Source organism: Treponema sp. OMZ 805 (assembly GCF_050937395.1).
GTDB lineage: Bacteria > Spirochaetota > Spirochaetia > Treponematales > Treponemataceae > Treponema.
This window is the reverse complement of the sequence record NZ_JACCLP010000009.1, coordinates 1-25,272: the sequence shown is the minus strand read 5'-3', so window position 1 is coordinate 25,272 and position 25,272 is coordinate 1. Positions and strand designations below refer to the sequence as shown.

At 44.9% G+C, this 25,272-nt stretch carries 19 protein-coding genes and 1 pseudogene; 7 read left to right on the top strand and 13 right to left on the bottom strand.

The window, feature by feature from the left end:
- Positions 1-226: 226 nt before the first annotated feature.
- A pseudogene (locus tag HGH47_RS08140) lies at positions 227-427 on the top strand (hypothetical protein); the annotation flags it as partial.
- Between the two features lie 126 nt (positions 428-553).
- On the opposite strand, the gene HGH47_RS08135 reads toward HGH47_RS08140, so the two are convergent.
- Positions 554-808, bottom strand: a complete 255-nt coding sequence (locus tag HGH47_RS08135) for a hypothetical protein (RefSeq protein ID WP_432911626.1) — start codon at positions 806-808, stop codon at positions 554-556.
- Positions 809-1,337: 529 nt separating this feature from the next.
- Here HGH47_RS08135 and HGH47_RS08130 point away from each other — a divergent pair.
- Both HGH47_RS08130 and HGH47_RS08125 read left to right on the top strand, forming a co-directional pair.
- Complete coding sequence (locus tag HGH47_RS08130; RefSeq protein WP_432911623.1) at positions 1,338-2,039, top strand: Rpn family recombination-promoting nuclease/putative transposase; 702 nt, start codon at positions 1,338-1,340, stop codon at positions 2,037-2,039.
- A gap of 238 nt (positions 2,040-2,277) precedes the next feature.
- On the top strand, positions 2,278-3,033 hold the full coding sequence (locus HGH47_RS08125) for an ABC transporter ATP-binding protein (RefSeq protein ID WP_212564747.1): 756 nt from the start codon (positions 2,278-2,280) through the stop codon (positions 3,031-3,033).
- A gap of 25 nt (positions 3,034-3,058) precedes the next feature.
- Here the strand turns inward: HGH47_RS08125 and HGH47_RS08120 are convergent, their stop codons facing one another.
- The 12 genes from HGH47_RS08120 to HGH47_RS08065 form a co-directional block, all read right to left on the bottom strand.
- A complete protein-coding gene (locus HGH47_RS08120; protein WP_432911621.1) occupies positions 3,059-6,556 on the bottom strand; it encodes an LPS-assembly protein LptD in 3,498 nt (1,165 codons plus the stop codon).
- A gap of 21 nt (positions 6,557-6,577) precedes the next feature.
- The gene (gene uvrA, locus HGH47_RS08115; protein ID WP_212564746.1) at positions 6,578-9,460 is read right to left on the bottom strand and encodes an excinuclease ABC subunit UvrA; all 2,883 of its coding nucleotides are present in this window, start codon (positions 9,458-9,460) and stop codon (positions 6,578-6,580) included.
- Positions 9,461-9,537: 77 nt separating this feature from the next.
- Positions 9,538-10,281, bottom strand: coding sequence for a 2,3-diphosphoglycerate-dependent phosphoglycerate mutase (gene gpmA, locus HGH47_RS08110; RefSeq protein WP_212564745.1), 744 nt, complete (start codon positions 10,279-10,281; stop codon positions 9,538-9,540).
- A gap of 42 nt (positions 10,282-10,323) precedes the next feature.
- Complete coding sequence (locus HGH47_RS08105; RefSeq protein ID WP_212564744.1) at positions 10,324-11,904, bottom strand: 1,4-alpha-glucan branching protein domain-containing protein; 1,581 nt, start codon at positions 11,902-11,904, stop codon at positions 10,324-10,326.
- A gap of 73 nt (positions 11,905-11,977) precedes the next feature.
- Entirely contained in the window at positions 11,978-12,622 is a 645-nt protein-coding gene (locus HGH47_RS08100; protein ID WP_230974312.1) for a DUF4912 domain-containing protein, read from the bottom strand.
- 143 nt (positions 12,623-12,765) lie between these two features.
- A complete protein-coding gene (locus HGH47_RS08095; protein WP_212564742.1) occupies positions 12,766-13,803 on the bottom strand; it encodes a LacI family DNA-binding transcriptional regulator in 1,038 nt (345 codons plus the stop codon).
- Between the two features lie 3 nt (positions 13,804-13,806).
- Entirely contained in the window at positions 13,807-15,144 is a 1,338-nt protein-coding gene (gene xylA / locus HGH47_RS08090; protein WP_212564741.1) for a xylose isomerase, read from the bottom strand.
- A 49-nt stretch (positions 15,145-15,193) separates the two neighbouring features.
- Positions 15,194-16,678: a xylulokinase gene (gene xylB, locus HGH47_RS08085; RefSeq protein ID WP_212564740.1), complete on the bottom strand. Its 1,485-nt coding sequence runs from the start codon at positions 16,676-16,678 to the stop codon at positions 15,194-15,196.
- Positions 16,679-16,725: 47 nt separating this feature from the next.
- On the bottom strand, positions 16,726-17,910 hold the full coding sequence (gene mmsB / locus HGH47_RS08080; RefSeq protein ID WP_212564739.1) for a multiple monosaccharide ABC transporter permease: 1,185 nt from the start codon (positions 17,908-17,910) through the stop codon (positions 16,726-16,728).
- Positions 17,903-19,462: a multiple monosaccharide ABC transporter ATP-binding protein gene (gene mmsA, locus HGH47_RS08075; protein ID WP_432911612.1), complete on the bottom strand. Its 1,560-nt coding sequence runs from the start codon at positions 19,460-19,462 to the stop codon at positions 17,903-17,905. The genes mmsB and mmsA overlap by 8 nt, the downstream gene beginning before the upstream one ends.
- Before the next feature lie 81 nt (positions 19,463-19,543).
- Positions 19,544-20,515: a substrate-binding domain-containing protein gene (locus tag HGH47_RS08070; RefSeq protein WP_432911609.1), complete on the bottom strand. Its 972-nt coding sequence runs from the start codon at positions 20,513-20,515 to the stop codon at positions 19,544-19,546.
- A 540-nt stretch (positions 20,516-21,055) separates the two neighbouring features.
- A complete protein-coding gene (locus HGH47_RS08065) occupies positions 21,056-21,754 on the bottom strand; it encodes a helix-turn-helix domain-containing protein (protein ID WP_432911607.1) in 699 nt (232 codons plus the stop codon).
- 164 nt (positions 21,755-21,918) lie between these two features.
- Between HGH47_RS08065 and HGH47_RS08060 the strand changes: the two genes are divergently transcribed.
- From HGH47_RS08060 to HGH47_RS08045, 4 genes are all read left to right on the top strand, one after another.
- Entirely contained in the window at positions 21,919-22,170 is a 252-nt protein-coding gene (locus tag HGH47_RS08060) for a hypothetical protein (protein ID WP_432911604.1), read from the top strand.
- A gap of 17 nt (positions 22,171-22,187) precedes the next feature.
- On the top strand, positions 22,188-22,640 hold the full coding sequence (locus tag HGH47_RS08055) for a hypothetical protein (RefSeq protein WP_432911602.1): 453 nt from the start codon (positions 22,188-22,190) through the stop codon (positions 22,638-22,640).
- A 35-nt stretch (positions 22,641-22,675) separates the two neighbouring features.
- Positions 22,676-24,625, top strand: a complete 1,950-nt coding sequence (locus tag HGH47_RS08050; protein ID WP_432911599.1) for a transposase domain-containing protein — start codon at positions 22,676-22,678, stop codon at positions 24,623-24,625.
- Between the two features lie 38 nt (positions 24,626-24,663).
- The coding region (locus HGH47_RS08045) for an AAA family ATPase (protein ID WP_432911597.1) at positions 24,664-25,272 on the top strand (609 nt) is incomplete at its 3' end.

Here is a 25,272-nt window from a genome sequence, read left to right as displayed (position 1 = left end):
ACCGCATATACAAAGACTCGGTGTTCGTCGACCGTCAACGACTGTACATCCGTGTACAGTCGTTGACTTCGAGTTTTGAGCAAAGCTCAAAACATCGTAATGCTGGAACCCCCGCCATCCGTGGCGGTTATATAGTATGAGCACTTTTGCAAATAGGCGGAGCAGATGCAAGGAGTTAGGCAAAAAAGTACCGCAGGCGTATCGGGTATACGTCGAGGACACTTTTTTGCCGTGCGACGCAGCAGATGCCCGCATATTTGCAAAAGAGAATTTTTTATCACTCTATAATGCTTTGCATGGAACAAAACTTACGGCTGTAGGAAAGTTAAAAAATATCAGGCTTGAGCAAGTTCTTTATATGGCATTCTATAATGACGTATCCTATCTTGTAGATAATAGAATAATAGTCCTTGCAGAACACCAGTCTAATCAATCGGTGATAGGTAAACAATGGATAATGGATAATTCCTTTAATTGGTAATGGGTAATTGACATCAGAACTACTGTGAAATACAGAGGTCCCAAATCAGAACCGCCAAGGATGGCGGTGGTATTAAACAGAAGTGATGTTTTGACGTAAGGCAAAACTCGCAGTCAAAAATGTACAAGGATGTACATTTTTGACGTTTCCTCCTCCCGTGCTGTAGGCTTTGAAAAGAGCTTTAAGTTCTATTTTATCCACCGTTGCGCTGACTACTCTTACCAGATGATTCTCTGGCACCAATTCTTCTAAGCTCGGGGGCAATAGCCACTGTTCACTTTGATCATATATCTTAAACGTTATTTTACTACTGATGCCTCTACTCATGCTCTGATTCTACCATACTTGCATACTTTTTGGACAGCCCCATTAATCGTTATCCATAATAAACAAGGAATTAGTCAGGGATTCCGCATTATAACTACCTAAAAATGTTGTACACAGCACCATCCTCTTCATAATTATACTTCATTATACTTTGCCCTCAGTCTTGCATTTCCTCCTGCATTCCACACATTGCATTTTATATCCAGATACCCTATACTTTCTACAGGTATGGAAGACGAACTACAGATAACCCTCACAAACGATTATGCGTTTCTTTCCATCGTACATCCGTGTACGATGGAAAGAGCGAGTTTCAGCACAGCTGAAACATCGTTTCTGCTGTAACCAGCGGCATCCGTGCCGCTACTGAAACTCAGTTGCGCAAAAAAGCTTAATTGCTCAGCTTTTTTAGAACCACACGTGGGAACCAAGGCGGGTTCTTAGGGCAGAGCCCTAAGTCGCCGTTTTTCTTTTGGGGGTTATAGGGGGACTTTTCTTTTTATCGAAAAAAAAGAAAAGCCTCCCTAATATGTTCTACTGGGCAAAAATGTACACGGCGGATTTTAAAGCCGGAGAATCGTATGATAAACTGCATAGATGTATCGCAATCAATATTATTGCAGACGGTTTCAGGCTCAATGACGCTATTCATTCAGAGTACCTGTTACAAGAAAAGACAGCACATAGCATACTGACGGATGTGCTTGAGGTACATTTCTTGGACTTACAAGCAGCAAAAAGGGCGAAAGCAGAAGGGAAAACGGAAGGTAAACGAGGTCAGCTTATTAACTGGCTGCGTTTTATAGGAGCAACTAATAGAAAGGAGCGAGCGATGATAGCAACAATGTCACCGGTATTACAAATGCTGAATGAAAAAATAGACGTATTAACTTTATCGCCGACAGAACGAAAGCTGTATGAGTCAAGAATGAAGCTGAAAAGCGATATAGCGACCATTTCAGAAACTCAATTCAGTGCGGGGGTTGAACGCGGTCTTGCTGAAGGTAAATCGCTTGGTCTTGCTGAAGGTAAATCGCTTGGTCTTGCTGAAGGTAAATCGCTTGGTCTTGCTGAAGGTAAATCGATCGGTCTTGCTGAAGGCGAAGCAAGAGGTTCTCGACAAAAAGCTCTTGAAACAGCACGCAATTTACTTGTGATAGGTTTATCTATTGAAAATATCGCAAAAGTAACCGGATTAACCGTACAGGAAGTAGAAACACTTAATTCATAATTCTTAATTTAATTACCCATTACCAATTATTAAAAGAGGGGGTAGCGGAGGATACTTGCCGCCGCTTGTACCAAAAAGAAGCAAGATTTGAGGGGAACCGAAAATCCTTGCTCCGATACGACAGAGAAGGCGGCAAGAGCCGGAGCTCAGGGGGAGACTTCCCCCACCTTATAGATAGCACAGTATACAGTAATTACACATTACCCATTACAAATTATCAATTAACTAAGGTGGCAAGATGCTTACGATACAAAATGTTTCAAAAACGTATGGACGGTCGGCGGGAAAGGCGGTTGATAACCTCTCTTTCGAGGCGAAAACCGGAGAGATTTTCGGCTTTTTGGGGCCGAACGGAGCGGGAAAAACGACGACTATCAAAATGATCACCGGTGTCATTGCGCCCGATTCGGGGGATATTCTCATCGGAGGTACCGATATACTGAAGTATCCGCTGGAAGCAAAGCGGAAAATCGGCTATGTAACGGACAATCCCGAAGTATTTGTGCAGTTTAAGGCGCTTGAATACCTCAACTTTGTCGCAGACGTGTACGGTGTTTCAACCGAAGAGCGGCAAGAGCGGATTGCGGAATATACTGCGCTTTTTGAAATCGATACGGTACTGAATACGCGCATCGCGAGTTTTTCACACGGTATGAAGCAAAAGCTGCTCATTGCGGCAAGCCTTATCCATCAGCCGGAACTGTGGATTTTGGATGAACCCATCGTCGGGCTTGACCCTCAATCCGCGTTCCGCCTGAAAACCCTGATGCGGAGCTACGCCGATTCGGGAAAGACGGTGTTTTTTTCCACGCATATCATGGAAATTGCCGAAAAGGTATGCGATAAACTCGCGATTATCAACAAGGGACAGATGCTGTTTTGCGGATCACTGCCTGAACTGCAAGCACAGCGCGGCACAAACGATTCGCTTGAGCGACTGTTCCTTATGATGACGGAAAAAGAAAAAGGTACCGCAACCGTTACTCCTTTGTAAATGAAAAAGCAAAAAGCGCTCAACCTTATTGTATTTCGCCGCGCTCGACGGAGAATTTTCCTTCTTTCTTTTTTGCTTCAACTTTTATATCCCCGATGGGATTCCATGCTACAGCAAAGGTTATTGTCGGACTAAATTCATAATATTTACGAGGGCCATTATTTTTTAACTGAGGTTTGATTTCACAGTTGAGTTTTAATGTCCAATCCTTGAGGTAGTGGGTAAAGCCTATATCCAGCGATTGCAGTTTAAACCCCGACGCTTCGCGTTTTGCTCTATCCCAAAAATAAAATGATTGAGCCAAATCGGTAAGTATATTGGTATTCCCGGGAATAACAACCGGCAAATTGAGTGCTTTTTGAAAATACCGCGCAATAACATTATTTCTACTTGATGAGCCGAAAGAAAGATCCCAAAATTCATGAATATTAAAAATAATCTTAGGTGCAAACGTAAAATAGCTGTCGGTAATACGGACTAAATTAAACTGTAAGGTTGACGACAATCCAAGTTGTATTTTGATACGGTTTTTCCATGCGTAGATAGTAAAGGGATTGGAAGCATTGGAAAATGAAAATCCAAAGGCAAAGGGAATAAACCGTTTTTCCGTACCGTCCAATACCCATCCGCTTCCCGGTAAAAGTTTTTGCGGTACTTCCGTGCTTTGGGTATAAAAGGCGGAAATATATTTCCATCCAAAGGTGATATGCAGCCGTTCATTCTTTTTATCTTCAATATTATAAATATATGTCTGTGCTGTTTTTATATTATAAGGCAATGTCCAATTCAGTTCCATTTTAAACGGCTCCCAGAACCATTTTTTTTTCGTTTTTTCTTTCTCAAACAATTTTGTCGAAGCAGCTAAGGTTCCATAAGGAAATGACACATTGAGCGAAGTGCTATAGGCTTGCAAAAGAGGCGGCAGGTTTATAGAAAAAGTAATTTTTTGCGTATACTTTTCCGCAAGCATAACACCGAATACCGCCGATCCCGTATGGGCAGTGATAAAATCTTTATTCCACTTTATCTTCTGTGTCTCCCATTGAGGATTACTATAAGTACCGGTAAATGTATTTTTTGCTAAAATTTCCGTGATACTCCAACTAAACGATATGGGTTTAAATAAATCGGTATACACAAAAGGATTGACGGTTACTGAGTTTTCATTCTTCAACGTGTATACATTCGCTTTAAAGTTATTGAGTTCTAAAATAGGCTGTTTACTCACATCCCGTGTCCAAGGATGCCGCTGATAATTTCCCGAAACAATAAGGTTACTCGAGAGCGAAATAAGATTTTGAGAATAGGATAGCGTCCCCCTTAAACCGGCGCTCCCCTTCAATTGATAATATCGCGATTCATAGTCCTTCCATTTTATGTCTTCGGGATTCTTCCATTGAGAAGAAGCAAAGGTTGTTTCCTGTAATGCAGAAAAATCGCCTGAATAACTGAGTGAATATTCAATACTATGATCGAATTCCTTACCGTATACCGGCTTAAATACCGGAATAAAAGTATCAAGAAATTCCATTTTGTCTTTTTTTTGATTTTCTGCCTGTGTCGAATCGGTATTTTCATTTTTCGACGTATCCGATGATGTTTTATCCTGTGTTATAAACGGATGAGCAATACCTTCCACATCAGGAATTTTTTTTGCCGGCGCTCTATTAAACATAGTATTGGATAACAGTGTTCCTGAAATTGAAATTTTTCCTTCCGGCTTAAAAAGCGACGGATAAAAGAAAAACCGCTGTGGCGCATACGCTTCTTCACCGACAGCTCTCGGGTTTGTTTCTTTTGAAGAAAAGTTAACGGTCAGTGATGCGGTATCCAGATTAAATGAAGAAATCCATGGGCTGATTTTCTTAAATGACGGACGGATAGAACCGTTAAGCTTCCATGAATAAGAACTTTCCGATCCTATATCGGTTCCTTTTGCTAATTTTTCTTTGTTCAAAAGATAATTAAACCAATTCATATCCTCCGATCGGTCAAAAAAATCTTTCTTAAAATAAGGGTCGGAAATAAAGGGCATATTTATCGAAAGTTGAAACGGCGCCTGAGAAATTCCAAAATTGATATGCGCTCTGTACCGAAACGGTAACTGTCTTCCCAGAAAAAAGCTTTTATTGTAGTGCCTTTTCCCATGTGTATCATAAGTAGTATGTGAAATACCGTCACTGCCGATTTTCTTCAGAGGAAAGAGTGTCCGAGACATTCCCAAAAAAAGTGAAAAATCAAGTTCTCTAATCGGTGTGTTTTTAGGAATTGTCTTTCCGTCTATGCCGATTAAACCGCCGAGCTGTGAATAGGTATCTGCAATCAGTTTAATATATGCAGGGCTGATATCGGGTGCATCTTCTTCCAGATTCTTAAAAAACAAACCAATCCGTTCTTGTTTTTTCAGTCGATCGCTTTTCATAAAATTGGAGAATGAACCTGATTTCTTTGAATCGGTATCGAACGGTTTCCGTCCAAGTAAATACGTTGTCGTTTGTACAAAGTACCCTTCCCTATTGCGAAAACCGAACACGGGATGAAAAAGCATTTCATCGGCAGGATGATAAAAAAACGGCAGATACAATATCGGTACAATGCCAATAGAAAAATAACCGTTAGCAAAAGCCAGTTCATTACCCGGCAGCATCCAAATTCGGCTTGCACGGATAGACCACAGCGGTTCTTCGTCCGGATCGGGATTTGTACTTAGTACGGCATCTTTAAATCCTGTTGCACCGCTCGAATCGCGTCCGACTGTTGTCGATTGAATAGTAAAAGGGTTTTGACCTTGTTTCCGAGGTGCCTGTTTAATCGTACCGTCGAGGAATATACCTTCCATCTCGTCGATATTGAATAGCAGCAATTCGCCGATAAATTCTTCTGCGCCATCGGAACCACCGGTCTTTCTGCTATACCGGACATTCCCTTCCGCCTCAATCGTATTTTCAGAGCGGTTATACACCAACTTATCCGCCTCAATCGTAGAAACGGAGGAGCCTTCTTTTACCGAAAGCGAAACGCCGCCGGTAAACACAATAATATTATCTTTTTTTTCTTCAACAGCCTTTTGAGCCTCTTCGGTTGTTACCTGAGTTTGAGTACCGGATGGATTTTCCGTGTCATTGGTTTGTTCTGCCGAAGACTCCGTGTTTTCCGCAGCGGGAAGTTCACCGCTGTTTCCCTGCTGCACGTTATTCTGTGAATCATCCTTGTTTTGTTGAACAGCGTCTGTCGCCGGATCAGTACCTATTGCAGCAGCATCAGTCTTTATTGCAACAGAAGTCTTCTCCGCCGTTTCATTTTTTTTCTCTTGTTCCGTTTTATCTTCGCTGCTATTTATATCCGCTTCCTCATCGTTTTTATCCGGTTCGGTGCGATACTGCGCCTTATTCTCTTTTTTGAATATCTCCATTACACGCACGGAATTGATGGTAATAACCTTCGGCTCTTTCGCGATCTGCGCGTAGGGAGAAGAGAGAATGAATAACAAAAGACAAAAAACGGAAGCAAGCGACTTTTTCATTATACGGATGTCTATAAAAACCTATGAGCTTTTTTGCCGATACCGGTCAAGCATCTCTTTGATGTAAAAGCCCGTATACGAATTTTTCACTTCGGCAACTTCTTCCGGCGTACCTTCCGCAATAACGGTGCCGCCGCGGGAACCTCCTTCGGGACCGAGGTCGATAATATGATCTGCTTGCAGGATGACGTCAAGGTTATGCTCGATCATAAGGGCGGTGTTTCCTTGCTCGACCAGCCGCTGGATAACCTCCATTAACTGTTTGACATCCGCAAAATGCAGTCCCGTCGTCGGCTCGTCCAAAATATAGAGCGTTTTCCCTGTCGAGCGCTTGGAAAGCTCATGCGCCAGTTTAACCCGCTGCGCTTCGCCGCCTGATAAGGTAAGCGCCGACTGTCCTAACTTGATATAGCCGAGCCCTACTGAAAGAAGGGTCTGCATTTTGCGGGCGATCTGCGGCACGGGAGCAAAGAACTCGGCGGCTTCTTCGATGGTCATATCAAGTACATCCGCAATATTCTTTCCCTTGTACCGAACATCGAGCGTTTCTTTGTTAAACCGCTTCCCACGGCACACGTCGCAGGTGATATACACATCGGGTAAAAAGTTCATTTCGATTGCGATTGCGCCGTCGCCCTGACAGTGCTCGCAGCGACCGCCCCGCACATTAAACGAAAACCGCCCCGGCTTATAGCCCCGCGCCTTCGATTCCGGCAAGTTTGCAAACAGGTCGCGAATCGCGGTGAACACCTCTACATAGGTCGCAGGGTTTGAGCGGGGCGTCCTGCCGATCGGGCTTTGGTCGATATTGATAACCTTATCGATATGTTCAAGCCCTTTTATCTTTTTGTATGCGCCCTCCGGTAAGCCGCTGCGCATCAGCGCGTTGGACACGGCGGGGTACAGCACATCCGAAAGGAGTGTGGACTTTCCCGAACCGGAAACGCCGGTAATGCAGGTAAAGGCTCCGAGCGGGATGGAAACCGAAACATTCTTTAAATTATGCTCGGTTACCCCCTGCAGGGTTAAAAAGGAGCCGTTCCCCTTCCGCCGTTCTGCGGGGAGTTCCATGCAGAGGGTTCCTGCAAGGTACTGACCGGTAAGGCTTTCCTTTACCTGCATCACCTCGTCGGGCGTCCCCGCCGCTACGACAGCGCCGCCGTGCACCCCTGCGCCCGGGCCTAGGTCTACGATGTAGTCGGCGACGCGGAGAGTTTGCTCGTCGTGTTCTACTACGATGAGCGTATTGCCGAGGTTGCGCAGGTACAGCAGCGTATCGATCAGCCGCTGATTATCCCGCTGGTGCAGCCCGATGGACGGTTCGTCGAGGATGTACAGCACCCCGATTAAGCTGGAGCCGATTTGGGTTGCAAGCCGTATCCGCTGCGATTCCCCACCGGACAGCGTCGCCGCCTTCCGTTCAAGGGTAATATAGTCGAGCCCCACATTTTTCATAAACCGGAGACGGGAGGTTATCTCTTTTAAAATCTGATGGGCGATGGTCTTTTCCGTGGCGGTCAGTTTGAGCTTTTCAAAAAACGTAATTGAATCGCCGACGGAAAGGCTGCTTAACTCGTAAATATTTTTACCGCCGACGGTAACGGCCAAGGCTTCGGGCTTTAACCGCCTGCCGCCGCAGTATTCGCACGTTGTTACCGCCATGTATTTTTCATAAGACTCCCGCTGCGCTGCCGAATACGCTTCGTTATACCGGCGCTGCATATCAGCATAGATGCCGAGCCACGGACGGCGGTACTTAGACTTCCCCGATCCGTCCTGCCGTTCGTATACAAATTCAATCGGCTCAAGACCGGAACCGTCCATAATAACCTTTAAATCTTTTTTTGATAAATCTTTTACCGGTGTGTCGAGTGAAAAACCGAAGCGGCGGGCAAGCGACTCAAAGCGGGCGCGGTTCCACGCAGAATCGGGATTGTAGGGCAAGAATGCCCCTTCGTTAAAGGACAGCGAGGTATCGGGAACCATCAGCTTAAAGTCGAAACGCTGCTTATGCCCCAGCCCGGTACATTCGGGGCAGGCGCCGTAGGGGTTGTTAAACGAAAAAAGGCGCGGCTGTAGTTCCGGCATCGAAATACCGCAATCGGGGCAGGCATTCTTTTGCGAAAAGAATACTTCGGTTATCGGGTCGTCCGCAGTCTTTTGCCGCAATGCGATCAGCGTCCCGCCGGAGCTTTCCAATGCAGTTTCCACCGACTCCGAAAGCCGCTTGCGGACATCGGCGGACAGCTGAATACGGTCGACGATTATCTCTATGGTGTGTTTTTTCTGTTTGTCGAGCTTAACGCCGTCTTCCAGATTAACCGTCAGTCCGTCGATGCGCGCCCGGAGAAAGCCTGCCTTTTTGGCGTCTTCGATAATTTTTTGGTGTTCACCCTTCTTGCCCTTGATAATCGGCGCGAGGATTTGAACGCGGGTACGCTCTTCCCAGCTCATAATCGCATCGATAATTTGATCGACCGTTTGCTCCTGAATCTCCTTTCCGCACTGCGGACAATGCGGGTGCCCCGTTCGGGCATACAGGAGACGGTAGTAGTCGTAAATTTCGGTTACCGTGCCGACCGTCGAACGCGGATTGCGGTGCGTAGTCTTTTGTTCTATGGAAATAGCCGGAGACAAACCTTCGATATAATCGACATCGGGCTTATCCATACGGTCTAAGAACTGCCGCGCATACGCCGAAAGGGATTCCACATACCGCCGCTGCCCCTCGGCAAAGATGGTATCAAAGGCAAGGGAACTTTTTCCGGAACCGGAAAGCCCCGACACTACAATGAGCTTGTCGCGGGGCAGCTCCACATCGATATTTTTGAGATTGTGCTCGCGCGCACCTTTAACAATCAGTTTATTGGCGTGCGCACGGTTCTGTACTTCATTTTCTTGCATACTAGAGGGAACCTCTAAAAACCTCAGTTTTTTGAGGTTTTCCTTAGATTTAATCTGCGACTAACGGTATCCTGCATTTACTTTGCTTTGCCTTGATTCGCTACCGCGTTTATCTTGGCATTAATTTTTTCTTGATCGCCCAAATAGGCCTTGCTCATCACATTAAAATTAACATCAAATTCATAAACAAGCGGGATACCGGTAGGCAGATTTACCTGCACAATCTCTTCGTCGCTGAGGTGCTCGAAGTATTTAATGAGTGCACGGAGCGAATTTCCGTGTGCGGCAATCAATACACGCTTACCGGCCAGCATATCCCTTTTAATTACCGATTCAAAATACGGAACAGCCCGTGCAATGGTATCTTTCAAGCTTTCGGTACGGGGCAGTTCCGCCTTGTCGATACCGCGGTATGCCGTTTGAAGATACGGGCAGCGTGCATCGTCTTCCGAAAGGACGGGCGGCGCAATATTGAAAGAGCGACGCCAAATCTTTACCTGCGCTTCTCCGTATTTTTCAGCTGTTTCCGCCTTGTTCAATCCTTGCAGATCGCCGTAATGCCGTTCGTTCAGCTTCCATGTTTTAACGACAGGAAGCCAGTTACGGTCAAGTTCATCCAACACGAATTGCAGCGTATGGATTGCCCGTTTTAAGTATGAGGTGTAACAGACATCGAAGTCAAAACCGGCTGCGGCAAGCGCCTTTCCACCTTCCTTTGCTTCCTCTACGCCCTTGTCCGACAATTCCACATCAGTCCAACCGGTAAACAGGTTCAACTTGTTCCACTCGCTTTCACCATGCCGTATAAGCACTAATTTCATTCCTTACCCCCCTTGGCAATTCCGATTATCTGCAAACAGGCTTTATCGGGATTTCCTTATAAAAAAACGGTAATTCATATCCGAAAATATCGGATATTCCTTTTCTCTTTTAATTAACCGATCAGTACCGATCGAGCCGGAACCGAGCGAATCATACACATCGGTAAAAGTAGCAAGATGCTCTTCGCACTGTGCAGCAGCGTATTCGGCAGAAGTTTGAGCATCCGCCATCAGCGGCCAATCAGTCGACTGCGCAAGCAGCAGCTCCTTCGCAGCCAAATTCAGCATCCGCTCTTTAAGACCTTGATCATCAGGGAAACGCCCTGCAAGGTCGATCATCCGTTCGCTAGCCTTTTGAATACGGGGAAACATCCAATCGTTTGAGCTATTTATCAGTTCATCCGCATATCCGCTCGGCAGGTTGGAAGCATAAAAAGGATTAATGCTCTGTATCCGCCGCACCTTTTTCAGGTATTCGGTAGGTAAGGCGCACTGCATATCGTGCCGCTGTGCAAGTTTGCGGAAGACCGATTCCAACCAGAGTATTCCTTCCTTCCACGTTTTTCCGAGAAAACGAAGCGGAAGCACGGAAACGGAGCAGAGCGGGTCGGGAGCAATATCAAGCAGTTTTGCGACCTCCGTTAATACCGCATCACGGTTTGCAAGAAACCGTTCGGCGTCTTGTTCCGCCTGTAGAGCACCGGCTGTTGCATCATAGTCGCCGCCGCCTCGCCGGTGATAACAAAAGCCTGTTGTACGTCGGCCTTCCTTTACATCGAACAAAGGGGAAAGCGCTTTTCCATCAAGTTCAAACCCTGCATCTTTATCGGTATCGAGGTAATCGGGGTGCAGATAAAAACCGGTTTCGGGATGCGCAATATCGGCGCATGCGGCGCTGTCTTTTCCCAAAAACGAAAGCCCGCTTTCTCCCATTGCTGCGGAAAAGACGCCGTTTACCGGCGGTCGGTCGGCAAATAAGAAACTCTGGCTTTCCAATACGGTATAATCGAGGCCATACGATTTGATAATGCTGTCTAACCCCGTGTCATACCCCATTGACGGAAACCAAAATCCTGCAGGCACCGTTGCAAAATGCTCCCGAAAACTACTGAGACCTTGTTCAATCTGCATGGTAAGCGCTTCCGGCATATCCTGATAAAACGGGAAAAAGCACGGCGTTGCCGATGTTGCAAGCAGCTCAATATATCCCTTGTCTGCAAAAAAATTTATTCCGCTTAAAATATCTTTTTTATAACGAACATGAAAATCTTCCCGATTCAGCGTTAAAAACTCAAGGTACTGTCGCACAAGAGCTTCCCGAGGTAATCCTGCCGCCCGTTTCAATTCCTGTTGAGCAAATGCGATATGCCGATCCAAATATGCACCGTATCGTTCTTGACATAAAGGGGACTTCAGCATTTCGCACAAAAGCGGAGAAATTACCAACGCACACTTAAACGGAACAGCATCAGCATCCAAACAGCTGCACATCCGTAAAAACGGTAAAAAACCGTATGACATCATTTCGTATAACGGCGCCGCTTCAAGCAACTCGTTCTCATCATCATGGCGGATATACGGTACGTGAGCATGAAAAATAAAAAGTAACGTTTTTTTAATCATCGGGTACCTCGAATATAGATTCGTCGAACACGGGGAGACCTCTAAAAACCGAAGCTCTTTGAGGCTCATTTTTCTACCTAAATGCCTGCCGGTAATGCTGAAAGTGGGACTTCTTTAAAGCAGCCAATCCCGATAAACCGATTATCTTATCCACCGCATTTTGTGAAATACAAAGCCGTTGCGGAATATTCTTCCGCTGCATACCGACGATATTCGATTGCGCTAATATCTGCTCACGGCCATTCGTAAAATGAGCCATTAAATCGATACGATGCAGGTATTCGTCAAAAGAGACATGCACATAATGCCTGCGGTCTTCCTTGAGCACCTGTATATCAAAAAAATCCAACGATTTTGAAGTGTTCTCAGGATCGAGGGAATGCACTCGCAGTGAAAAAAAAGAAAAATCTTTTTCCTCCGTTAATTCGGTAAAAAGGCGTTTATGGAAATCCCAAAAGACAAAAAACCACAGCGGATTTTTTAAGAGAACCCGTATTTCGGTCAGGTTATAACTGTATGCCGCCTCATGAGGTTTTATAGCCGCCGCAATGGAATCACCACTGTATTCATCATTCGCAAACCCATCATCAAGATCGAGCAATTCACCGATCAAAAGATGCCGCGTCAAATCCGACGACAAAAAAAGCCCGTATTGGTCTGCCAATGTAAAGAGCGCATCCGTTGACAGTGTTTGCAAATAAGATCTGGTAAATTTCACCGCACTCCCACTCTCCATTGCGGCATCATCTAAAATATTCATATTTATGTCAAGACTCAAGTCTTTTGAAAATATACGGCGCAGAGCATTGGAGTACAAGTGCTCAATATTTTGCTCAGCAGCATTAAATGACGAGATGTGCCCTATATATTTTCTTTGATTTTTATAATTGTAGACGTTATATAATCCTGCGGGGTGCATTTTTTTTCGGCCATTAAATACGAGAACAATTTTGAAACAGCCATATATCCTTGCTGTTCAGGTTCCTGGCAAATGGTAAAATCAATAAATCCGTCTTTCACCAAACGCTTTGTTGCCGGAATATCGTCAAATGATAAAATAGAGGGCTTTTTTCTGTTTTCCGAATCTTTATGCCATCGATCGACTGCCTTACAGACCCCTTCAACCCCAGCGGCGGCAATAAATATGCAGTTTGTTTCCGGATATTTTTCCAATGCGCTCATTGTCGTTTCGTATGCATACGTATCGTCATCAAGTGATTCAAAGGTACTTAAAACCGTATAAGAAGATTTTCTTTCAATTAAACCTTGGATAAAGCCTTGAATGCGTTCATTATGGCCGCGAATATGAAAAGAGCCGGTAACTATTAAAATGTTCAATTCGCTCTTTGTTAACAACGACAATAAACCGGCGGCGGTGTTTCCTCCGTTCGTATAATCAGGGCCCACATAGCATAGACGATCGGTATCAGGAATATCGGTATTGACACTGATAACCGGTGTTCCTTTTTCGATAAGAGTTTGTACGGTATATTGAACTTCGGGTATATCCATAGTGGCAATACATAAACCTGAAAGGTTCATGGAAGCTAATTTTTCAATCGTATGAATATGCGTAGCAATATCAAATCCTTTTATATGTTCTATGTGAAGGGACACTCCGAAATCGCTTAATTCTTTTTCTGCGCGGTGAAAACCGGCAATAATACCGTCAAAAAAAGGATTTCCCACATCGGGAAGTAAACAGCCGAATTTTATCGGCTGTTTACGGGCGGCAAGAATTTTTCCTGCCATATTCGGTGCAAATCCCATTTCATCGGCAATGAGGCGGACTCTTTGCGCGACTTCGGGATTTACTCCCATACGTTTATGCAGTACACGGTCTACCGTCCCCCGTGAAACGCCCGCCGCCGCCGCGATATCTTTTATGGTAACCGACACCGTTTATCCGTTAAAAATAACTTCGTTGAGAATGTTTTCGTATAATTCCTGTTTACCCGAGGCAGGATGCACCGTATCATAGGATTCGGCAAGGGCAGCAAGACTTTCCATGGTCATTTTGCCCGCCGCAAATTCGGCGCCCTTTCCCTCTGCAAAAGATACATAGCGTTCTTTAACCAATGCATCGATTCGCCCGTCTTCAATAAGGGCGGCAGCTTTTTCCAAGCCCAGTGCAAACATATCCATACCGCCGATATGTGCGATAAATAAGTCTTCCGGTGCGGTCGAGTTTCTTCTGCGCTTTGCATCAAAGTTTAAGCCGCCCGTTTTAAAGCCGCCCATACGCAGCACCGCCCGCATAGCTAACGTCGTTTCATATATGCTTGAAGGGAATTGGTCGGTATCCCAGCCGTTTCGGCTATCACCGCGATTTGCATCGATGGAACCGAGCATCCCCGCATCAACACATACCGATAATTCGTGGTAAAAGTCGTGTCCTGCAAGCTCTGCGTGATTTGCTTCAATATTCAGTTTAAAATCCTTTTCCAAACCATAGGTACGCAAAAAGCCTATCACTGTTTCCGCATCGAAGTCATATTGATGTTTTGTCGGCTCCATCGGTTTCGGCTCGATATAAAAACAGCCGGTAAAGCCCTGCTTACGCGCATAATCGCGTGCCATCGTTAAAAAACGGGCGAGGTGTTCTTTTTCAGCCTGCATGTCGGTATTCAACAGCGACATATAGCCTTCACGTCCGCCCCAAAAGGTGTAGCCTTGTCCACCGAGCTTTATCGTTGCGTCTATTGCGCATTTCACCTGAGCTGCAGCGTGGGCTACAATGCCGAACTGCGGGTTTGTCGCAGCTCCGTTCATATAGCGCGGATTACTGAATACATTGGCCGTCCCCCACAAGAGTTTGACGCCGGTTGCTTTTTGCCGCTCATATAGACCGTCGGTAATTTTTATAAGATTTTTTTCACTTTCAGCCGGACTTTTCCCTTCGGGGCTTATATCCCGGTCATGCCAGCAATAATAGGGCGCTCCGATTTTAGTAATAAACTCAAAGGCCGCATCCGCTTTGTTTTCGGCGTTTGTCATCGCATCGGTGCTGCTATTCCATGGAAACTTCATTGTTCCCGCCCCAAAGGGATCTTCTCCTGCAGCGCAAAAAGAATGCCAGTAGGCTATTGCAAAACGCAAATGCTCTTTCATCGGCTTACCTAAAACGATTTTATTTTCATCGTAGTATTTAAATGCAAGCGGGTTTTTCGATTGTTTCCCCTCAAACCTTATTTTACCGATACCGGGAAAGTATTCGGTACTTCCTTTAAAATATGACATATAACCTCCAAATAAAATTTTTGCAAAAAATGCCGGCCTTCAAAAAAATTTAGCCGTATACATAAAGGGGCGTCAGCTGCCCCAAAATCTCATTATAATCGCGGTACGCCTGTTCATATTCGCAAACTGCGCTACCCGGTTCCGCCGATTTTTCTTTGCTCAACTGAATGTGTTCAGCGCAAAGGCTCTTTATCCGCTCAGGTGTACCACCTTCAAGACACCACAGCGCTTGTACGGCTGCGCCCATTGCGGCAGCTTCTTCCGATACGGGAACGCTGACCGGCACATTCATAATATCAGCGGCGATTTGCCTCCATAAGGGACTTTTTGCGCCGCCTCCTATAAGCCGTATTTCTTTCGGTTCAAAACCCAATTTTTTAAAGACGTCCAAGCCTCCTTTCAGGGCGAAGACAGCGCTTTCCATTGCGGCGCGGCAGATGTTTTCCTTATTCGAATTTGTCATCGTAAGACCGGTGATGCTTGCCCTTCCTTTCGGTAAATTCGGTGTACGCTCTCCGTTAAAAAAAGGAAGAACCCGTACTCCTTGAGCGCCCGGCTCAGCTGCTGCGGCAAGACGGTTGAACTCGGTTACCGGTAAGCCGAAGAGAGAACGGATTTGTTCGGTTGCAACCGTGCAGTTCATCGTACACAAAAGCGGAAGCCATCCGCCCGTTGAGGAACAAAAGCCTGATAAACCGTGTTCGGGGTCGGCGATGGGCTTGTCCGAATAACCGTAGAGCGTTCCCGACGTCCCCATACTCATCGTTAAAAAGCCGTCGCTGACCGTCCCCGTCCCGATTGCCCCCATCATATTATCCCCGCCGCCGGAAGAAACCGGAATACCTTCAGGAATCCCTAAAAGACCGGCGGCTTTCTGCGATACCGTTCCGGCTTTTGTATCCGAAGCGATAAGAGGCGCAAGTAAATCGTATAAGCCTTCATCGATAAGAGAACAGAGCGTGCGCGACCATCTGCGTTTTGCAGGATTAAACAGCGCTGTCCCCGAGGCGTCTCCGGCTTCCATAACATAGCTTCCGGTTAGTACGTAATTGATGTAATCATGCGGAAGCAAAATAGAGCGCACGTTTTTCCATGCGTTGGGAAAATGTTTTTTTAACCACAATATCTTGGGAGCAGTGAAGCCGGGTAACATGAGGTTGCCGACTTCTTTTATAACTTCGGCATTCCCCCCTGCTTTATCGGTTAAGATGCGGCATTCTTCAGCGGTTGACGTATCGTTCCACAGTTTTACGTTATAAAGAGCTAATCCGTCTTTATCAAGAGGGACAAAGCCATGCTGCTGACCGGAGACGCCGACGGCCTGTATCTGCGAACGCAATTCACACGGAAGTTTTTCAAAGACGCTTTTTAATGCCGCATCGTACCATTCGGTTTTTTGTTCGCGGGTTCCGTCCTCTTTGGAAATCAAGTCCAAAGGACAGGATGCTTGTGCGACAATACGTTTTTGTTCGTAATCGTATAAAACCGCTTTTAAACTTTGCGTTCCTAAATCAATACCGGCAACTATGTTCATATTTCCCCTGTCCTCTTTGGTACTCATTTACAATCTGTTTTTACGGATTAGACTGAACTTTTTTCACGGCGTTTTGAAAGGACATCAAAAGCAACCGCCGCTAAAAGTACAAGTCCCTTTACCGCCTTCTGCCAGTTCGAGTCTATACCTAAAATGGACATTCCGTTGTTCAAAACACCCATAAAAATAGCTCCGACAACCGCTCCTCCGACCGTTCCCGTTCCGCCGTATGCCGATGCTCCTCCGATAAAACATGAACCGATCGCATCGAGTTCATAATTCATACCGGCCGTAGGCGCTGCCGAATTAAAACGGCCGACACAAACCAGAGCGGCAAGGGCTGAAAGAAATCCCATATTTACATATACAAAAAACAACGCTTTATTTGTATCAATACCCGACAGCTTAGCGGCTCGCTCGTTACCGCCCATCGCATATAAATACCTGCCCGGTACCGTATTTTGAGTAATGTAGGTATAGACAAGAACAACAACGGTTAAAAGAATTAAAATCACCGGTATTCCTTTATGGCGACCGAGCAGTGTTGCTAAAAACAATACAATTGCAGGAATCAGAATAATGCGTATAAGAAATATTCCGAAGCTTTCAGTTGAATATGCTTTTTGTTTTTTTTGTATACGTTGCACAATTTCCTTTACAATGAAAATGAGACAGCATAAAATTGCCGTTCCGACTGTTACGGAAAATATCAATCCTTTATCCTTTGTTATCGGAATAAAGCCGGTAAAATAACGTAAATAATTTTCCGGAAACGGCGACAAAGTTAAACCGTTAAGAATAATTAAGGCAACGCCTCTCCATAAAAGCATACCTGCCAATGTTACAATAAATGCCGGGATGCGTATGTATGCAATCCAAAAGCCGTGCCATGCCCCGATTGCCGTACCGGCCAATAAACATAAAATCATCACGACATATATATTCCAATGTAAAAGAATAATTAAATGGGCAGCTAATGCCCCGATAAGTGCGACAATTGAACCGATCGATAAATCGATATTGCCGCCGCTGAGAATACAGAGCAGCATTCCGGTTGCTAAAATAACAACATAAGAGTTTTGACTTATAATATTTGAAATATTTGTCGGGGCAAATAAGGAACCGCTGTCTGCAAAACTGATCAGGGCATGAAATAAAATCATCAATGCAATGAGCGCTATAAACATTGTGTTTTTTTTCAATATATTCTTAATCGAAAGAGTATTAAGCATGATTTGTGTTCTCCTTTTTCGTTTGGACGATACAAGCCATTATTGCTTCTTGTGAAGCTTCTTCCCGCGGAATTTCTCCCACAATTTTACCCTCATTCATAACATAAATCCTGTCGCACATACCTAAAATTTCCGGCAATTCCGAAGAAATCATCAATACGGATTTTCCTTCTGCAGCCAAGCGGTTTATTATGCAGTAAATTTCATATTTTGCGCCCACATCTATACCGCGCGTTGGTTCATCGAGGATCAGCACTTCGGGTTCGGCAAAAATCCATTTGCCGAGTAACACTTTTTGCTGATTCCCTCCCGATAAATTTACTACGGATTGTTCTATTCCCGTACATTTTGTTTTGAGTTGTTCAACACATTCCCGTGCAGCCTCATGTTCTTTATCGATTTGGATAACATTGCGGCGGCTTACTTTCCGTATATTTGCTAAAGTCGTATTTTTGCAAATGCTTGTATGTAAAATTAAGCCGTTGCCCTTTCTGTCTTCCGTTACGTATGCCACTCCGTGTTTTATTGCATCTTTTACGGTTTTAAGCCGGACTTCCTTCCCGTTTATAAAAATCCGTCCGCGGATATTCGCGCCGTAGGAATGTCCGAATACACTCATTGCAAATTCCGTTCGCCCCGCTCCCATAAGACCGCTTATACCGACAACTTCACCTTTGCGTAAATTAATATTGATATTTTTACATACTTCCCGTTCCGCATACAGAGGATGTTCAACCGTCCAGTCTTTTACTTCAAACCGAATATCCCCTATACAAGGTGTGCGCGGCGGAAAACGTTCCGACAGATTTCTACCGACCATTGCGTTGATTATTAGATCTTCGCTGCAATCATCCGTTTTTTTATCAAAAGTTTTTATTACAGAGCCGTCTCTGATAACAGTTATTTTGTCCGCAACAAAGGATACCTCATTCAATTTATGTGAGATAATAATTGATGTTATATTTTTCTTTTTAAATTCAAGTAATAAATGTAATAATTTTTGTGAATCCGTTTCGTTTAACGAAGCTGTCGGCTCGTCAAGAATGAGAAACGTAATATTTTTTGCCAAAGCTTTTGCAATTTCAACTAATTGCTGTTTGCCTATTCCGATATCTTTAATCAGCGTCCGTGACGATTCATGCAGCCCTACCGTCCGAAGCAGCGCATCGGCTTTTGCAAAGGTTTTTTCCCAATCAATTTTAAATGATTTTCCTTGCTCGTTTCCCAAAAAAATATTTTCAGCAATACTGAGGTGGGGAACAAGAGCCAATTCCTGATGAATAATGGCGATACCTTTACGTTCACTGTCTTTTACCGAATGAAACGTACACCGTTCGGACTCATATAGTATATCACCGGTATAGGTACCGTAGGGGTAAATGCCGCTTAAAATATTCATCAGTGTTGATTTGCCGGCACCGTTTTCACCTACGAGGGCATGGATTTCACCCCGCGTAATTTTCAGACTGACGTCATTTAGAGCTTTTATACCTGCAAATGTTTTTGTAACATTTTTTATTTCCAACAGCGTTTCCGTCAAAACAGTCTCCATTTTGTTTCCGTATTTAATCGCAATCCAAAAGCAGTGCCGACAGTTAATCGGCACTGTTTAAGTCCTCAGCACAAATCGGTTTTAGTTCTTCAACTGCGCTTCGGTATAATAGCCGCTTTCAACCAATAACTTTTTATAGTTATCGATTGTTGCAAAAACAGGTTCGCACAAAAATGAAGGAATAACTCCGGTACCGTTGTTATATGTTTTTGTGTCGTTAATCGGAGGTTTTGTTCCTTTTACGAGAGCGTCAATCATCTCCGATACTTTACCTGCCAGTGTTCTGGTATCTTTAAATACCGACATACTCTGACGGCCTTTCAACATATTTTTTACCGAAGTAATATCACAGTCCTGTCCCGTAAGCAGCGGGAAGTTTTCCTTCGTGTATCCGGCCGCAACAAGTGCATTGGTAATACCCTGCGCAACGGAATCGTTTGATGATAATACCGCGTGCAGTTTTGTGCCTGTCGGACCGTAACCGTAGGCACTGATCAAATTCTCCATTCTTTTTTGAGCTTCTTCAGTTGACCAGTTGGGTGTTGCAACCTGAGCTTTTTCGGTTTGTCCTGAACGGACGACCAAGACGCCTTTTTTGATGTAAGGATTTAGAATATCCATTGCACCCGGGAAAAAGAAGTTCACATTGTTATCGTCTGTGGGGCCGGTAAATAATTCGATGTATACAGGTTCTTTTGCCGTGTCCAATTTAAGCGTGTCGCGCAGGTAAGCTCCCTGAAATTGACCGACCTTGTAGTTGTCGAATGTTGCATAATAGCGTACCGCATCGCTGTTCATAATAAGTCTGTCATAAGCAATAACGGGAACGCCGTTTTCTTTGGCGGTTTTAAGAACTTCCGTGAGCGATGAACCGTCGATTGCTGCTATAACTATTACTTTGCAGTTTTTAGTCAGCATATTTTCAATTTGAGATGCCTGTACGGCTATATCGTTGTTTGCATATTGCAAATCGACTTTGTAGCCCGATTTTTCCAACAACATTTTAATATTGTCGCCGTCCTGAGTCCATCTCTGCAGATCCTTTGTAGGCATGGAAACGCCTATTCTGGGTGCTGTGGGCTATCACCAGTAATAGGAATTACAAGAAGCCCCGAAAAGCAAGCCTAAATATCCATATAATAAGTAGTTACGATATAAAAAGACTGAAAAAATTCCCTAGCAAAAAATAAGAAAAAATGTGAAAAAACGAGAGAAAATGCGAGTTTTTCGAGAGAATCAACCAAAATATGAAAAAGGCTTCAAAAGCGTTAAAATCCGTTAAAACAGCCTTTAAGTGGTAATTTTTGCGGTTTTTAACGCTTTTTTGTGGATGCTGGTGGGAAAACAATACAAAATACGGCAAAATTCACAGAAAGAGCCTTATCTTAAAAAGCCCGTGATTTCGCCAAAGGTGGGAACTGAAAATTCCTAATTTGCTAAAGGTGGGAACTGACGGTATAAGTATTCGTTATATTGTGATTTATGAAAGAGATTTAATATAAAAATAAACGAAGGTGGGAACCAATTCTAGTTCCCACCTTTTTTTATGAAAGCGGGAACTAAAAAGTAAAATTTTATACTTAAAATAAAATTTTAAGCCTTATGAATGCTATCGTCATACGGGTGAATCCAATATAAAACCCTGCCGAATATGGTAAGCCGTTCAGCCGTATTCATATCCTGTGTATCAAGGGTTCTCATCAGCTCTGCCTTGTCTAAATCAATATGCCGAACAGAATAAATTCTAATCTTATTCATATCAAATTCAAGACGTTTACAAAACACTTCCCCATCAAGCGCAAAAACATATAGTCCGTCCCGAACTCTTTGATCTATAGTGCCGTCAAACAGTACATAATCGCCGCTATGGATTCCGGCTCCTATCATAGAGGAGCCTTCAACTTTGAGGGCGAAAAGCCGCTTTATCTTTAACCGTGAAATATTAAAAACATCTATATAATCAATGATATTATTTTCACTTTCCCAGTCTTGTCCCGGGCCGCAAGAAACTTTTTGGCTCAATAGAGGAATTTTTGCCGTTTCAACCGTAGCTGGTAGTGATGGAATTTTACCGGGTAAGTTTTTCGGTTCAATGCCTAAATAAAGCCAGTTGAGGCTAATACTGTACTGTGCAGCAACCATTAAAAGAAGGTTTTTTGACGGTTCTCTTTTTCCATTTTCTATATCAACAATTACTGTACTGGCTATTGCTAAGCTATCTGCAAATTCTTTTTTCGTAAGTCCTAAATTAATTCTAACTTCTGTAAGCCGTTTGTTTGTATCTGAATCCATAAAAACCTCGCAAAATACGACTTTTCTGTCAAAAACTCGCAAAAAGCGATTGACAAAACTAGCAAAAAATTTATAATAAAATCATCGGTAGAAACAAATACCGACATAACCCAAAAAAGAAATCCTTGTGCAGAGGATTTCTTAAAGAATAAAGAGGCAAAACTGTGGCAGACAGAATTACCACACGGATGGGCTGCTGGATTCAGTACCAGCTAAAGCTCAATGGCTACACCCTCGGAACCGTTGCACATAAAGCAAACCGTTCCGTTCAAATTGTATCACATTTTTTGACCGGCCGTAAGGGGTCTGTACCTACAAAAAAAGCACTCTGCGAAGTGCTTGGGTATGCCGATTTTAACGAGCTTCTTGCAGCAATGCCGGAAGATTGCAAAACCGAACCGCATAAAGGCGCGTAAAAAAAGCGAGGTACAATATGGAAATCAATATCTGCGTATATCACGACCACTACACAAAGGCTAAGCAGCAAATAACCGAAATAGTTTCACTGCGGGAAACACTAAATAAACGTGCGCAAAAAAGAGAGCATTATAGCATTGGAGCCAACCCCTTTCGTTTTTCCACTCTCGAAAACATTTTAACCCACGATAACTATGACTTCTGCATATTTTTCACGCTTAATCCAGCTATCGTCGCCTTAATGCAGCAGGTTCCCTATATGTCGCACATCGTTGTCCTTGAAGATTTTTCTACGTGTCCGGCTCTTTTTGCCGGCTGGGAGCAGCTGCCGAGTCCGGAAGGCTCGCAGCAATGGCGCCCTGCTGCTTGGGAGCACAGGGAGACAACCGTGCTGATAACAACACCGGAGCGGTTAGTTGAAGATGCATTCGCCTTTTTCAAACAGGAAGGCTTGTCTTTCAACCCCTAAAAGAGCGGGGCGTATGCGGTAAGCGAGGTAACGGTATGGTCAAAAGATGGATTTCGGCAATAGAAATAGCAAATATCTTAGGAATAACGAAACGGGGCGTAAACAAACGCGCCCGCAATGAGCAATGGCGGAACCGCTCTATTAAAGCAAATGGCGGTATGTGCCAAGTATTCCAGCTCGAATTTCTCCCTGACGATGTCCAGCGAGCCTATGCAGCCAGCCTTAAAATGGATTTACAGGCGCTTCAAACGGCATTAAAACCCGCGTCTGAGGCGGAAAAAAAGGTCACAATCATCTCGTATAACGGGCGGGGTGCAGTAACCAAAGCGATAAAACCGCTTGATGCTTCAAGCGAAGCGGGCTTACGCATCGCAGCCATGCGCGTCAAACTTATCGAAGCCTATTCACAATCGGGGCTTTCGGCAAAAGCCTTTATTGCAGCCTACGAGTCCGGGGCGGTTGCTGCCGATCTCCGCGAGCGGCTCGGACGCTGGGGCAACATCCATACCCAGTCTAACTTTTATAAAAATTGGCTTGCCGTCTATCAGGAACACGGCATTGCAGGGCTTGTCCCGCAATATGCCCGCAGGCGCGGCGGAGCTGGAGCAAGTTTTGATGAAAAAGCAAAAGAAATTATCAACTCGCTCTACCTCGACTTACGCAAACCGAGCGCAGCGTCGGTCGCCCGCGACTTAGCGCAGTTCGGCTATGACCTCAAATACGTTACCGTCAACCGGTACATCAAAGAAATTCCGAACTCGGTCAAAGTCTTTTATCGGGAAGGACAAAAAGCCTATCACGACAAATTCGATCCGTACATCGAGCGCGATTATACGCTCTTTAAGGCGATGGAATGGGGCTGTGGCGATCATCATATCTTCGATTTTGTCATCACGCACGAAGGACGCATTTTCCGGCCGTGGGTTACGCTTTTTATGGATATGAGAAGCCGCACCATTACCGGCTGGTGGATTGATGTGGTGCCGAACACGCTGACAATTATGCGGGCGTTTGCTCAAAGCGTCGACCGGTATGGGCTTTTTGAAAATATGCTTGTTGATAACGGCAAGGACTTTAGAAGCGAATGGTTTGCCGGAAGCGAATGGAAAGAGCGCAGGACAAAACCTGAAAAAGAGACGCTGGAGCTCATTGAAGGGGTACTGCAGGACTGCAAAACGAACGTACATTTTGCAACTCCCTATCGGGGGCAATCAAAGCCGGTTGAACGCTTTTTTAGAAGCGTCTGCGAACTTTTTTCAAAGACACAGGATTTTTATGTCGGCTCCAATACGGTTGATGCTCCGGAAGATAAAAAACTGTTCTGGGGACGCATCAACGGGCGGGATAAGATAGAAGTAACGTACACATTGGAGCAATTACGACGTGATTTTGAACAATTTGTAACGTGGTTTAACTCAAGCTGGCAGCACTCAGGGCAAGGGATGGACGGTAAAACCCCGAATACAGTGTTTGCCGAAACCTTCGAGTGTAAGCGGGAAATGCCGGAAGAATACCGCAAGTATGTCTTTACGGTACGGGAGAAGCGGGTCATCCAGCGAAACGGCGTGTCGATGGACGGTATCAGCTATTACAACAGCGAAATGGCACGGCTTATCGGCGAAAAAGTAGAAGTCAGACGGGATATAAACGACATCGGCAAGGCCGCAATTTTCAGTCTGCCTGACTTGGTCTATCAGTTCGATGCAGAAAGCGATTTATTCAAAGATAAGGGCATTACGGAGGAGCAGCTGCGGAAAGTACGCAGGCTTCAAAAGAAAGCGCGTGAGCATATCGACGCCTATCCGCGGAGCGAAGAAATCAGGCAAGCAAGGAAAACGCCTGCCGAGCTGCTTGCAGAGCGGATGGCGGCGGATGAGGAATCGCAGATTATTGAAGGGCTTTTGGAAACAAAAAAGGTCGTCGGCGGGGAACCGTTAGCACCAAGACGCAAGCGTACCTTACGGCTTCCGATTGACCCCGATTAAAGAGCAATTTTTTTATTCAAATGGGAAGGAGAATAATTATGGATAAAAAAGATGGAATGAACGAAGAACTGTATCAAAAGTTTTTCGCCCTTGTGGGAAACCCCGATGAGGGAAAGCGGATTAGCCAAGCAAAAGCGGCGCAAGCCTTAGGCTATTCATCAGCCGTTGTATCGGCGTATAAAAACCGCACCTATAACGGCAATATCAAAGCCTTTGAAGATGCGGTGCAGGCATGGTTAAAGCGGGAAGAACGCCGGATTGAACGGCTGCAAATCCCCACTGCCGAGACGGACACGCTGGGGTCGATCCGTAAAGCGTTAAGCATTGCGCAGGATGAGGCTGATATTGCGGTTATCGTGGGAGATGCCGGAACGGGTAAGACCACCGCGCTCCGCAATTATGCCGCGGAAAGCCATAGCGCCATTTTTATCGAAGTTGATGCGAGCTTTACCAAAAATGTCCTTGTCGCTTCTATTGCCCGCGCGCTGGGGCTGGATACCAAAGGCGGTATGAGCGTCGTTATCTCCCGAATCGTGGATGCTTTAAAAGGGCGCGATACGGTCATTATGATTGACGAGGCGGAGTACCTGTCCGACGGTAGTCTTGAGCTCGTCCGGCGGGTCATCAACGACAAGGCGCAGACCGGC